The organism is Pyrinomonas sp. (assembly GCF_040289685.1).
Lineage (GTDB): Bacteria > Acidobacteriota > Blastocatellia > Pyrinomonadales > Pyrinomonadaceae > Pyrinomonas.
Map to the genome: position 1 here is coordinate 102,577 of NZ_PSLQ01000001.1, position 13,359 is coordinate 115,935.

Below are 13,359 nucleotides of genomic sequence, written 5' to 3' on the forward strand. Positions count from 1 at the left end.
AGCTGTCATCAGGCGAGCTAAAAGCGGGGCGCAAAACGAAACGCAGATCGCTTTGATTCAAAGCGCGGATCGGAGCACCGAAACGTCCCGGTTCAATCACGAAAGCGGAACGACGAGCAACGGCGCTTTCAGTCAAGATCGAGCGGATTAAAGCTCGGACCTTCGCCCTGCTTCTCGGCTTTCTTCAGGGCTTCGCGGAATTTTTCTTCCAACACCCGCTCGCGCTCGCGTAGCGAACTCAGTTCTTGCTGAAAGATCTGCTCGCGCTTCTGCTTCTGTTTTTCGAGTTCGCGCGCCATCTCTTCCAAAGAAGCGAGCGGTTTGCTCTTCTCTTCGTGCGAGATGATCGCGCCGGTTTGCGCATCGATGATCAACGTCGCCTCGCAACATGGACAGATCACGGTCCAGCGTTCCGCCATTTCGGCACCTCCCGCCACTTCGATTTTCAAAATGCCAGTATACAACTTCTCCCCACCTGAGACTCAACGGATCTACGCGCCGACGAGCATGAAAGCGCCAACTTCTCCGAACAAACATAGAGCCAAAGCGCCTCACGCCGCTGAAAATGGAATCGGCAACCCCATCATGAGGTTGCCGATGAACGGTGAGCAAACGACTGCCGCCGCTTTCGACCAACAATCGCTTGAAATGATCTGACTTGTCGAAGAAGTTAGCTCAGGGCGTTACCGCTTCTTTCACTTTGTTGCCAACCTTTTTGGCGCCCTCCACCGTCTTTTCACCTGCTCTCTTGGCACCCTCAGCCGTCTTCTCGCCGATCGTCTTGGCCCCCTCGGCAGCTTTAGAACCAACGGTTTTTGCGCCTTCAACGGTCTTTTCGCCGACGAATTTTGCACCTTCGGCGGTCTTTTCAAAGGCCGTGCCAGCTCCTTCCTTGACCGCGCCTGCCGCCTCCTTGGATTTATCAACGACGAAGCCTGCCGCATCGGCCAAAGCATCGCCCGTTGCCTCTAACGCTGCCGCCACCTTGTTCTCGGGCAACTCCTTCACTTCGCCCGTGCGTGAGTAGACGCGCGCCGTGCGCCGTCCGCTGCGGTCCGTCGTGACGACCACCTTCTCGACGCGGCTGTTCGGATCGCGAAAAACGCGCGTCTCCGTGCGGACGCCGTTCTCTTCGCTGACGGTGATCTCGGTGTTATCCGGACCAGTTTGCGCCTGCTGCGCGACGGTCATGTTAGCATTAACGTTGCTCACGGCCACGTTGGCGTTAGCGTTCGATGTTTGCTCGTTCTGCGCACAGCCCGCCGCCAACAATGCCAGAACGAGCACCACGGTCATCTTGCTGTTCAAAGTTCGCATCCTCCCTTCTTGATCGAAAGTTTGCGCTCCGTAGCATAAGTTAAACCGTTTGCTGGAAGCAACCCGAATGCGCTCACGACGCGCGATGACAACGAAATCGCAACAAAGAAAGAACGAACGGCAACCGAATCGAACGTGAAGGAAGGCAGCCCCTTTCTGCGGGAAGAAGCTTCGCGTGCGGGCGTCGCCCCGCGAGCAGTGAGCTTTCAAGGGCGAAGCGTGTCGGCGAAGTGCGTCCGAAAACGGCGGTAAAGGTGGGCCAGATTGCGGCGCGGCGACTCGTAGAAATTTTCAGGTGTGAGGTCCACCCAAGAGAAATCGCGGCACAGAACGAGCCGTTCCCTTTTGTCGAAAGATTCGACTTCGAAGACGGCTGGTTTCGCGGATCCATCGGCGCGCCACAGACCGAAGAAACGCTCGTGCACGGATTGATCGAGCGGCGGTTCGTGCCAAATCTTTTCGCTGTAGTCGTTGGCGCACCAGACCGCGGCGCCCATCAAACCGAAGCGGTGAAGCGAAGCGAGCGCGCGCCGCGTAAAGCGTGCGGCCTCGTCCTCGGGGAGCAATTTGAAAGGCGAGACGCCGGCTTCGGACCCAGGCGGTTTAGTGGGCGCGCCGAACTCTTCAAAGAAGACATCGCGCCCACCGAGCCAGTAAGTCACCAGACCGAGAAACGGCAAAACGAATTCGTCGGTCTCATTTTCAGCCCAGCCCGCGTAAAGCGGATAACCGTGCATGCAAAGGAAGTCGCAAGTTTGTGCGGCTTCAGCCGGACCGATTTTTCGATCCTCTTCGAGGTCTTCCATGTGAAGCCCAATGGTCACGGGACGGTGCGGATCCGCGGCGCGTATTTCATCACTCATGCGCACAAGCCACGAGATACCCGCTTCGCGCGAAGGCGGCACGACGCAGTTGGAATTTTCGTTCCCCAAATCCCATGCCCAAACAGCGCGATGGCCAGCGAGCGTCTGGGCCACCGCGCGTGCCAGCAAAGCCTGCGCGGCGATGATCGCGTCGTCGGCGTACCAATTTTTCGGAACGGCTTGTACCACCCTGTTTTGGGCGACGATGCGAAAGCGCGGCGGCGAAGTCGGCGCGCGAAAGTCGAGCGCCCACGCAGGCAACCAATTGACGCCGCTCATGTGCCCTGTAAAGAGCGTTGGGATGAGCCGCAAGCCGTTGTTTGCGGTGATGTCGGCGACGCGCACAAGACGACGGAGCATCGTTTCGGAGACGGAAGCTGGCGTCGGCTGAAAATCTTCCCACAAAAGGAAGATGCGCACCACGTTGAACCCTGCCCGACCGAGGCGCGCGAAGTCTCTTTCCACTTCATCCTCGTCGAAGCGCTGCCACCAGCGCATCGCGCTCCGTGCGGGCCAGTAGTTTATGCCGAGGATGAAGGCGTCGCGCGCGCGCGCCTTTCGAGGGGGGATTTCGTGTAGCTCTTCCATCAAGCTCTTATTGGTCGTATGGTCGAAAAGCAAGCAGATGGGACCTCACCCTGCTCTTCCATCATGCCAGCAAAGAGGCACGCATCTTCGTCGCTCAACGGGCGAGAGCATGCGCCACGTCGCTACGATCTTCCATGTCTCGTCGTTTGTGTTACGACGCTCGTCCGAAATCATCTTCCAAACGAACGATATCGTCTTCGCCGAGGTAATCGCCGCGTTGGATCTCGATGAAGACGAGCTTCTCATCGCCTGGGTTTTCGATGCGATGAGCGGCGCCTTTGGGGATGTCGATCGTTCCGCCTGTCGGCACGATGATCTCTTTGCCGTCCAACGTCACCTTGCCCGTGCCTTGCACCATCATCCAATGCTCGGCGCGGTGAGCGTGCTTTTGATAACTCAAACGCTTGTGCGGCAAGACCTCTATGCGCTTGACTTTATACCCGGCGCCTTCGTCCAGCACGGTGAAACTCCCCCACGGACGCTCGTCGTAAAGCGGCGATCCATCAGCGCTTGTGTGCCTTCGTTTCTCTTCCATTCGCAGAACCTCCTCGTAAACGTTGATGTAATTTTCGACCATGCGCTCTCGGCTGAAATTTCGCTCGACGTGCGCGCGAATGCGCGCGCGATCCAGCGACGGCAACCGCGCGAGCGCTTCCACAGCCTCATCCACCGAGCGAACGATGAAGCCGGTCTCTTCGTCCTTGATGATTTCGGGAACCGAACCACGCGGCGTGGCGATGACGGGCGTGCCACAAGCCATCGCTTCTACCATGCTCAAGCCGAACGGCTCGTTGAAGTTTATCAGGTGAAGCAACGCTTTGGCTCCGCCGAGGAGCGCATCGCGGCTGTCCGGCCCGACGGAACCGATGTAGCGTATGCGATCGTTGAGAAAAGGCTCGACTTCGCGCGCGAAGTAATCGCGATCCTGTATGATCCCGGCGATGATCAAGCGCTCGCCGCTGTGCCGCGCGACCTCGATGGCTTCGCGCACGCCTTTGTCGTGATGAATGCGCCCGAAGAATAGGAGGTAATCGCCCGCTTCGCGCCGCAAACTGAACTCTTCAAGCGGGATGCCATGATAGACAGTGGCGACGTAATCGAGACGCGGATGTCTATCCGCGTTGCTGATGGCAACGTAGTAAGCACGGCCGTTGTACTTCTCATAAACGGGCAAGATCCGCTCGGAAGAGAAGCCGTGAATGGTCGTCACCACGGGCGTTTTGACCAGTCCGCTGTAGGAGAGCGGCAGGAAATCGAAGTGGTTGTGGATGAGATCGAACTCCGTCGCCCGCTCGAAGACCGCTGAAATGTGCAAGCACTCCCAGACCTTCGCGTCGATGTTTGGATCCTCTGAGTACGGGCGCGGGCAGATGCCGACCAAGCGTGCGCGCGTGATCGAATCCGCTGTAGCGAACAGCGTCACGTCGAGACCAAGTTCGACCAGCCCCTCTGTTAACAGCGAGACGACGCGTTCCCACGGCCCGTAGTGGCGCGGCGGCACGCGCCACGAAATGGGAGCCAACATAGCGATTCGCATCTTTGATGCCACGCGCATCCTCCTCAACAGATGGGCCTACAGTCCGTCTGCCCGCCGACAGCGTCCCAAGGATTCTTCGCCCTACGTCGCCCACGACTTCGCCAGCGGGATCGAACTCAACGATCCCGGCTTGAGGTGAGTCGCGCGCTCAACGTCGCGCGAGATGCCGCTTTTGGCGCTTAGCTGTTCTCCTTCAACCAATCGAGGAGTTCGCGGACGTTTCCCGTCGCAAGGGCGATCGAAGTATCGGCTGCGCCATAGTAAAGACGCAGCTCGCCTGTCTCCGTATCGTGAACGAAACCGCACGGGAAGACGACATCGCCGACGTCACCGGTCCTCTCGTAAGGCTCATCAGGACCGAAGATCCACTCGTCGCCGCGGCGGATCACCTGCCGCGGATCATCGAGATCGAAGAGCGCCAAGCCCAATCGGTAAAGGCAGCCTGCGGGAGTCATGCGCACGCCGTGATAGATGACGAGCCACCCTTCGTTGGTTTCAATCGGCGGCGGACTCAAACCGATCTTGTTAGCATCCCACCAGGCGCCGCGCCGCGCTTCCAACATCACCGTGTGATCTCCCCAGTGGCGCAGGTCGGGCGAGAAAGAGACCCACATATTGGCCTTGGTGTTTGGGAAGTTTGAAACGGGCCGGTGAATCAGCGCCCAACGCCCGTTGAAGCGGCGTGGGAAGAGCGCTGCATCCTTGTCTTCGGGCGGCATCACAGCGCCTAACCGTTCGAAACTTCGGAAATCCACGGTGCGCGCTAACGACACGAGCGGTCCTGAAGTCGAATAGGAAGTGTAAGCGATGACGAACGACTCAAGCTCCGGCACCCACGTGATGCGCGGGTCCTCGATGCCCCAAACCTCTTCCGGGTAATTTTGGGGATCGGGCAGCAACGTCGGCTCCGGATCGATCTGCCAATTCGAGATGCCGTCCGCAGAGCGCGCTGCTGTCAGGTGCGAAATGCCGCGCCGGTCCTCGACTCTCACGAGCAACAACGTTTCGCCTGAAGCGAGGCGTGTGGCCCCGGCGTTGAAGACGCTGTTGGCCGGATAGGGCCACATCTCTGCTGTCAGAATCGGATTCCCCTCGTAGCGGTGGAACAGTTCTTTGAATTTGCTATTCTTCATCTTTCCTTTCTTCCCGGATCGCAAACGAAATTGTCATCCAACATCCCCTTGAAGGGTAAAGATAGGTTCGATGCAGCTCTTTTTCCTCGAAAAGCCCGACCCTCTCCGAGAAAGAGGACGGCTCTTCGGGCGAAGCCTTGCCTCGGAAAGCTCTTCCGTCGGGGGCGAGGCTGTTCGAAGATCGCTGTTCAGGCAAGCCGATGCCACACCACGCCTTGGCCGAGCGTGCGCGGCTCCGCTTTGTGAGGGCTTTCGGCGTCATCCTCAATCGGAACTTTCGCTTCGGTCACTCGTGGCAGCGGCTTCGAGCGGAGCGGGCAGCGCTGCCGAAACCGATGCGGCAGCGGCGATCTCCAATTTCTTTTCGCGCAACCGCGCTGCAGCCAGCAATCCAAGCAAGCAGCAGATGACCGATTCGGCTCCTTGGTTCAGGCTCGGCCCTTGCGGATCGAGACCATCCGAGCAAGCGCCCGTGACCAAATCGTACAGGCGTGCGCCGAGCCGATTGCGTCCGAGCAACCACTCGACCGCCGCGCGCGCCATCTCTAGGTAGTAACTCCTTTCGGTGATCTCGTAGGCCACGGCGCACGCTTCAGCCGTGTAACCTGCCTCTATTGGTTGCTGTCCAAAGGTCGCGCGTTCGCCGCCGCGCCGATACCAGCCTTGATTTCCAACGAAATCGAATTGCCCGCCCGAATAGGTCTGCTCCAGCAAGAAATCGAGCGATTCGAGGCCGATGCGCAAGAACCGCTCCTCGCCCGTCGCTTGATAAGCGAGCAACATGGCTTGTGCCGGTTTGGCGTTGGCGTAGGTCAACTCGTCGCCGAACCACCGCCAGTCATCGGCGCGCGCCGATTCGTAGATCGATGCCAAACGGCAGGCCAGTTCGTCGAGCTTGCGCCGCACCAGCGCCGCTCCGTCGTAACGTTGCAAGAAGGCGTGCAAGCCGCAGATCGCGTACCCGATGGCACGCGGGTGCTGCATATCGAGCGCCTCGAGCGAGCGCTCGAACATCTCACGCGCGAGCGCGCGCATTCCCTCGGTCGGCCCCAAGGAGACGGCCATGCCGACGCCCCAGAGCGCGCGCCCCAAGGTGTCTTCGCTGCCCACTTCATCCGTAAACCGCCGCGCGTAGTTCATGAAGTTATGGAAGCGCCCATCGGGGCACTGCGCCAGTTGCAGAAAACTCAGGTAGGTCGTGGCGAGCTTCAGCGCCGTCGGATCCTCGAAGTTGCGGTAGTGCATCAGCGTGACCACCAGCGCGCGCCCGGCATCGTCGGTCGAATAGCCAAAGCGACGATCCGGTATGCCATAAGTCGCGTGTTGAATCAAGCCCGTATCGTCGGTCAGACGCACGAGGTGGTCCAGCTTGATCTCAGGCACATCCAAGCTCGCCCGCAAGAGGGGCAGCGTCGCCGTCGCCCGCCCTTGATATTCAGCCACCGTTTGCCGGAAAAGCTCTATGTAGGCGCGTCCGACTTCGGGCCACGTCATCTGCCGCCCGAACTTGTAGGCGCGCTTGCGCATTTGATGGCGCATCGCTTCGTTTTCGATCAACCGAATGATGGTGCGCGCCAGCGCCTTGGAATCTCCGAACGGGACCAGCTTGCCGCGCCCGTTGGCGAGCAACTCTTCGGCGTACAAGTAGGGCGTTGAGACCACAGCCTTGCCCATGCCGACGGCATAGGCGAGCGTTCCGCTGACGATCTGATCGCGCGATTGGTACGGAGTGACGTAGATGTCGCACGCGCCTAGAAATTCGCGCAGCTCATCGTCATCAACGTAACGATCGTAGAAGATAACGTAATCTTCCAAGCCGAGTTCGCGCACGCGCCGCTTCAGCATCAAACGGTACTCTTCGCCGTCGCGGCGTTTCACTTCCGGATGCGTCGCGCCGAGAACGATATAGACCACTTCAGGATGCGCCTGCACGATCTCCGGCAGAGCATCGAGCATCATCTCGATGCCTTTGTTGCGGCTGAGCAGGCCGAAAGTGAGCAAAACGAAGCGTCCCTCGACGCCGAATTTATCTTTGTAGTAATTCGGATCGACGAACGGCACATCGGGCACGCCGTGATGAATGAGCGCGACCTTCTCTTCGCTGATGCCGTAAACGTCGCGCAGCAATCGAATCGCGCGGCTGTTAAGCACCACGAGCCGATCCGAAGCGTTGGCAACGCGAATGAGCGAGACGCGATAGCCCGGCAAAGGCTCGCTCAACACGGTGTGCAACGTCGTCACCACCGGTTTGTTCAGGTTCTTGAGCAGTTCGAGAATATACCGCCCTTCTGGGCCACCGAAGATGCCGAACTCGTGTTGCACGCAGACGATGTTGGCCCCCGAAAAGTTGATGTACTCGGCGGCGAGACGATAATCGTTCAGTTGATTTTGCCTGATCTCGAAGACAACCTCCGGCGGATATTTGTAGCTGTTCGGCGGATTCGTCATCGCGATGACGAACGATTCCACGTTGTCGGAGGTCTGGCAAATGGATTCGCGCAGATCACGCGTGAAAGTCCCGATGCCGCACTCGCGCGGAGGGTACGTGCCGATCAAACAGACTTTGAGAGGTCGTTCACCAAGTTCTTTTTCGGTCGACGCGGGCGCACGACCGCGTCGCTGGAGCGCAAGGCTCGGCGTATTGGCGCTCTCTTCCAGTCGCTCTCTGGCAAGCCGCGCGCGCTCGGCCTCTTTCTCCGCCGAATTCGTTGCACGTTGATCTCCGGTGACTTTCACCTTCATGCTCCCCCTTTTTCGCTTTCGATGGTGAGCGCATGAACTTCAGCGCTCGGATTGGCACTCTATACTACAAGCGTCGATCGTAAAGAATCACCGAAACATATTAACCGTTCGACGGCGAAGCTTTCAACAAGGGGGTCGCTCGCGTAAAGAAGCCCGCGTTTTTTGACTTTCAATTCGCCCACGCTGTTCACCACCCCCAAAGCGCCTCGTGATTTTGCCGACCGACTTTCGATTCACATGCAGCGCTCGCCGCGCAAAAAGGAGTGGAGATCCGCACCGCGCTTGAAGAGATCGCGTCGATGCGCCCGCGACCTCTCTGCACTTAAAAACGTGCGCGGAAAGGCGACGGGCAGCGACCATCCATTCTCAAACTTCCGACGCAAACAGCGCGCAAACTATCGGTGAGGCGAAACTGAAATCGAACGACCGAAATGCGCTAAGGAAGATGTCTGGCGATTGAATGGCGACTCGAAAGCCAGTTGAAACCAACCAACACAAGCACAGAGCAAGACGGGCCTCGAATCTCCAACGAGGGAAAGAACGCGGGAGCACATCGAGCGGCGCACTGCATCAGCGACGCGGCGCTCAGCCCACCGTCGGGATCACAAGCGACCAGCCTGAGTGCGGGTATCGTACCATCGTTTGATCCGTTCATCTGAGCGAAAGATCGTCGTTCAACGAACGGACCGCTCGACCGACAACCTTTCGCCATCCGACTGCACGCTGATCATTCCGCTTTCCGCCGTCGTCAAGACTTGCGCGCCTGCGTCGCGCCACCTTTGAACGACCTCTTCATGTGGGTGGCCGAAAGGAGAATGCTTACCGACGCAGATGATGGCGAAAGACGGGCGCGTGCGTGCGACGAATTCTTGAACGGAAGAGGTGCGGCTGCCATGATGCGCGACTTTGATGACGTCGCACGGCAAACTGTCCGCCGATGTTTGAACCAAACGCCTTTCCACCTCGCCGTCTATGTCACCGGTCAAAAGAACCGCGTGCGCGCCGTACCGAATGCGCAACACGAGCGACCGCTGATTATCTTCGAGCGATGAGCTTTCCGCTGGCGGCCAAAGGACGTCGAATGTGACGCCTTGGCCGCGCAGCGCGTCGCCGCGTTCGAGCTTTTCGAGCGGCACGTTGCGCGCGCGCAGAACCTCGGCGAACCGCATGAAATTCGGACTGGCCCAGTCAAACGTGGCGACCAACGCCGCACGCACGCGAAACAGCCGCGCGACATCGATCAATCCGCCGATGTGATCGGCATCCGAATGAGTCACGATGAGGTAGTCGAGGCGATCCAATCCGCGCCACCAGAGATGCTCCGCCACGATGCGCTCGCCTATGGGACGCGCGTCCGGCTCGAAAAAGTCCGGTTCGTCTTCCTCTTCAGCGCGGCGCGGTTCCCCACCGCCATCGACGAGAAGCGTCGTCCCATTGGGCAGCGTGATGAGCGTTGCATCGCCTTGCCCGACGTCGAGGAAATCGAGGTGCAGCAGTCCATCCGCCGGGCGTGCGCTTCCCGGATGAGCGATCATCAACCATGCTAGGATCGAAAGCAGCAACGCGCTGGACGCAGCGCCGCCTCGCTCTCCTTCTCGCAGATTGGCATGATTTCTGTTGACTGACCAGAGGAGCAGGAGAAAAGCGGCGTAGTAAAGCGCGTAAACCACCGCGCGCCAGCCAGAATAAGTCGGCACGCGCACCGCAGCGAGACCCAAGTTTGAGAACGGCTCGACCATCGCCGTCAACGCATGGACCAGCCACGCGCCCGTTTCCACCGACCACTTCACCACGGATCCATTCGCCGACGAGAACAACAGCGCACACAATCCACATAAACCCAACAGCGCGAGCAACGGACCGGCGATGATGTTCAAGAGCAACCCAGCGATGGAGATCCGATGAAAGTAGAGCACCTGCACAGGGACGAGCGCCATCTGGGTCGAGAGCGAGACGACCACGGCCACCGCCGCATAACGCAGCGGACGTTGCAGACCTAGACGTTCAAGCCAAGAAGCTACGGGCGTTTTGAACAAGCGGTAACTGTAAGGCACACGTGACATCTCGCGCCGCCACTGGCGTTCGCTCCAAAAGAGCGCTTCGGACAGGAGACGAAACCAACGCGCGCATTCCGGCGGACAAGGAGTCGCGCGCGTCGGATGCCATTGCCCGACCGCCCGCATTCTTTCGCAAACGGGCCACGCCAAGGCGACGATGGCGAGAACAGAAAGAAAGGTCAAGTGAAAAGACCAGTCGAATAGAGTGCGCGGGTTCCACACAAACAACGCGAGCGTCGCGCCGCCGAGCGCGTTGAGCGAAGGGGCGCGACGCTGGACCACAGGCCCGAAGCTCACGAAAGTCCACATCAACGCTGCACGCGCGACAGGCACGTCGAATCCGACCAACAGCGCGTAGCCCCAAACGACGACGTTGGTCAACGAGAACCGCAGGATTAAATTGCGCGTCAGCCGACGTAGAAGGAGCAACGTGAAGCCGCCGATAAAGGCGATGTGCGAGCCGCTGATGACGAGCAGATGAAAGATGCCGCCTTCGCGAAAAGCTTCGCCCACTTCGCGCGAAATGGAATATCTTTCGCCGAGCGTCATCGCTTTGATGACGCCAGCGGTCCGCACCTCGAAGGTCGCATCCAGACTTCGTGCGAGCTGCGTCCGGCGCTCCTCCAACCAACGAAGCGGGCTGAACACGCGCTCATCGCCCAAACGCTCAATGAGCAAAGGGCTTTTGATCGTGCCCCAAGCTTCGATGCCAAAACGCCGCGCCCAATCGAGACGGGATTCGACGCCCGGATTGCGCGCCCCCTCTTCGCGCTTTAAACGCACCAGCACGCGAAAGCGCGTTCCGTAGCCGAGGGCCAGCGCATGGTAGTCGTTGCGCGACTCCTCATCGCGCAGAGGGAGAAACAGCTCGACCCTGCCCTCGATCTCCTTTTCTCGTTCCCTGTGGATGATTCGCTTCGCGTCGGCGCGCAACCGCACACCGTCAGGCGTATGCTCCGGCGCACGCACGAGCACGGCTTCGAGCGTGACCGGATCATTTGATTTGATGGCTCCCGCATCGTAGAGCGTCCCAAGCTTTCGATCATAAGCCGTTTCTTCGAGATGCCATAAAACGACGCCGATGCAAGCATAGGCGAGCATCACGGCGACGGTTGCAGACATCGCTCGACCGCGCATCAAGAAGGCGGACGCCATCGCGACAACGCACCCCCCAAGCGCGATGGTTGAGGTGATGAATGGAGCACACAAGATACCGACCGCTAAAGCAGCAGCGAGCCAAATCAGCGGGTGAGGATTGAAGTTCGGCGAACGATGCTCCATAAGAAGCAACACGGATTCTCCCGTATGCAAGGCGCGTTCAGAATCTTTCCCGCCGACGGATCCCACCTTTCTGAGCGCGCCGGAGAGGTGGGGCTGTCAGCGCTTGCGTCCGCGCGATGAGGGCAAGCTCATCTTTTCGCGCGCACGACGAAGAGCGCCACCTGACCGTTGTCGCCGATCTTCTCGGCCCGCAAGCGCGCGTCCTCGTTTAACTGATGCGCATGCTCTGTTGGAACGAAGACGAGCGCCGGTCCGCCATGCGCAGCCGCGATGTCAGCGACTTGAAAAGTCCCTTCGAGTTTCAGCGGTTCGCCGCGTTCATCGTAAACGATTCTTCCCGCACCGTAGAACTCAGCCGTTCGTTCCACTGTGTGCAGGTTGAGGATCGGAGCCTGACCGAAGCCAAGCGCGTCAGCGCGCCGCAGCAGATCGCGGGTCGAATGGCGCAGCGCAACGCTTTCAGCAGCGCACAAGGAGATCAAAAAGATCGAAGCGAGCACAGCTCCGCCCGTCCACCAAACATCCAGCGAGCGAAATCGAGCCACGAGCAGCGAACGCACCCCCACCAAAACCAAAACGACGGCGACCAGTCCGGCACATAAAAAGCTCGTTCGCTCCACGCGCACGGCGTAGATGGTTCCGCCAACGCCTAGTGCGATGAAAAGGAGGCCAAGCGCAACAGCGATCCAACGTCCGCCATCGGCGCGCCGCGATCTTTCAGCCAGATGAAGGCCAACGAGAACGGCTGCCCCCGGCAACGAGGGCAAGACGTATCCGGGGAGCTTGGAACCGGAGAAAGAGAAGAAGGCGATGGGCACGATCAACCAGAAGGCAGCGAACAACTTGGCGCGATCAACGACATCGCCGGTGCTACGATCCGTGCGGCGCAAAGCGACCAGAGCGGAGACGAGCACGGGCGTCCACGGGAGAGTCAGCAACGCTATCACAGGCAAGTAGAAGTAGAAAGGCTGCGGATGGTGATACTTGTTCGAAAGGTAACGCGCGAAATGGTGCTGCAAGAAAAATTCATCTACGAAGAGCCAACCGTGACGCGCGATCACCGGTCCGTACCACAGAGCGGCGGTAGCCAGCGTGAGCGGCGCGCCCCACCACCAGCCCGAACGACGCGCCGTTTCGAGCAGTCGCCCTTGCATCAACGAGTAGAGGGAGATCACCCCCAGCGGCAAGGCGATGCCGACCAGTCCCTTGGCGAGCAGACCTAGCCCCAAAGCGACGTAGAAGCAACCGAGATAGAGCAGACGCCGTCTCTCTTCGAGGTCGGCGAGAAAGAAAGAGACGAGCGCCAACGTGACCGTTGCGGTCAGCAACATGTCGAAACTGGCTCCGCGCGAAAAGACGATGGCGCCTAGACTTGTGGCGAAAACGAAGCCCGAAAATTCGCCTGCGCTTTTCAGGGTTTCGTCGCTTGCGCGCGCTATGCGCTGCCCGAGCCAGAAGATCATCAAGGCGGCGAACACTCCGGCGAGCGCTGATCCGAAGCGCGCGGCGAACTCTGAAACGCCGTAAAGGCGATAAGCGCCGATCATCAACCAGTAAAGAAGCGCCGGTTTTTCAAACCACGTGTGACCACCGAGCGTCGGCGTGACGAAGTCGCCGCGCACGTACATCTCGCGCGCCACTTGGGCGTAGCGCGGCTCATCCGGTCCGACTAGCGGCATGCGTCCCAGACCGATGAAGTAGACGGCGCAGATCGCCGCCAGCGTCAACCAGAAGCGCAAGTTCGTTTTCGCTCGCAAAATCCGATCACCCAACAAGGCGAAGTTCGTCCGCCGGGAAAGGTCGTTACCCGCCTTGGTTCCGTGCGATTTGCGCGCTCGCGG

General features: G+C 59.5%; 9 protein-coding genes. 1 reads left to right on the forward strand and 8 read right to left on the reverse strand.

The window, feature by feature from the left end; all coding sequences use genetic code 11:
• Positions 1-128 precede the first annotated feature (128 nt).
• From C4334_RS00425 to C4334_RS00440, 4 genes are all read right to left on the reverse strand, one after another.
• Positions 129-464: a 2-nitropropane dioxygenase gene (locus C4334_RS00425; RefSeq protein WP_352430097.1), complete on the reverse strand. Its 336-nt coding sequence runs from the start codon at positions 462-464 to the stop codon at positions 129-131.
• A gap of 211 nt (positions 465-675) precedes the next feature.
• Positions 676-1,308, reverse strand: a complete 633-nt coding sequence (locus C4334_RS00430) for a Synuclein family protein (protein WP_352430098.1) — start codon at positions 1,306-1,308, stop codon at positions 676-678.
• Between the two features lie 215 nt (positions 1,309-1,523).
• Positions 1,524-2,768, reverse strand: a complete 1,245-nt coding sequence (locus tag C4334_RS00435; protein WP_352430099.1) for a glycoside hydrolase 5 family protein — start codon at positions 2,766-2,768, stop codon at positions 1,524-1,526.
• Positions 2,769-2,919: 151 nt separating this feature from the next.
• Complete coding sequence (locus tag C4334_RS00440) at positions 2,920-4,293, reverse strand: glycosyltransferase (RefSeq protein WP_352430100.1); 1,374 nt, start codon at positions 4,291-4,293, stop codon at positions 2,920-2,922.
• Between C4334_RS00440 and C4334_RS00445 the strand changes: the two genes are divergently transcribed.
• The gene (locus tag C4334_RS00445) at positions 4,280-4,444 is read left to right on the forward strand and encodes a hypothetical protein (RefSeq protein WP_352430101.1); all 165 of its coding nucleotides are present in this window, start codon (positions 4,280-4,282) and stop codon (positions 4,442-4,444) included. The genes C4334_RS00440 and C4334_RS00445 overlap by 14 nt on opposite strands.
• A gap of 40 nt (positions 4,445-4,484) precedes the next feature.
• Here C4334_RS00445 and C4334_RS00450 read toward each other — a convergent pair whose 3' ends face one another.
• The 4 genes from C4334_RS00450 to C4334_RS00465 form a co-directional block, all read right to left on the reverse strand.
• Positions 4,485-5,438: a glycoside hydrolase family 130 protein gene (locus C4334_RS00450; RefSeq protein WP_352430102.1), complete on the reverse strand. Its 954-nt coding sequence runs from the start codon at positions 5,436-5,438 to the stop codon at positions 4,485-4,487.
• A gap of 264 nt (positions 5,439-5,702) precedes the next feature.
• Positions 5,703-8,180: a glycosyltransferase gene (locus C4334_RS00455; RefSeq protein ID WP_352430103.1), complete on the reverse strand. Its 2,478-nt coding sequence runs from the start codon at positions 8,178-8,180 to the stop codon at positions 5,703-5,705.
• Between the two features lie 674 nt (positions 8,181-8,854).
• Positions 8,855-11,518, reverse strand: a complete 2,664-nt coding sequence (locus tag C4334_RS00460; protein WP_352430104.1) for a DNA internalization-related competence protein ComEC/Rec2 — start codon at positions 11,516-11,518, stop codon at positions 8,855-8,857.
• A gap of 128 nt (positions 11,519-11,646) precedes the next feature.
• Entirely contained in the window at positions 11,647-13,257 is a 1,611-nt protein-coding gene (locus C4334_RS00465) for an ArnT family glycosyltransferase (protein WP_352430105.1), read from the reverse strand.
• Positions 13,258-13,359: the final 102 nt, after the last annotated feature.

Excerpts from the sequence above, each read along its gene's own strand:
- C4334_RS00435 (WP_352430099.1), bottom strand. The coding sequence starts at position 2,768 with ATGGAAGAGCTACACGAAATCCCCCCTCGAAAGGCGCGCGCGCGCGAC.
- C4334_RS00445 (WP_352430101.1), top strand. The coding sequence starts at position 4,280 with ATGGGAGCCAACATAGCGATTCGCATCTTTGATGCCACGCGCATCCTC.
- C4334_RS00440 (WP_352430100.1), bottom strand. The coding sequence starts at position 4,293 with ATGTTGGCTCCCATTTCGTGGCGCGTGCCGCCGCGCCACTACGGGCCG.
- C4334_RS00450 (WP_352430102.1), bottom strand. The coding sequence starts at position 5,438 with ATGAAGAATAGCAAATTCAAAGAACTGTTCCACCGCTACGAGGGGAAT.
- C4334_RS00455 (WP_352430103.1), bottom strand. The coding sequence starts at position 8,180 with ATGAAGGTGAAAGTCACCGGAGATCAACGTGCAACGAATTCGGCGGAG.
- C4334_RS00460 (WP_352430104.1), bottom strand. The coding sequence starts at position 11,518 with ATGGAGCATCGTTCGCCGAACTTCAATCCTCACCCGCTGATTTGGCTC.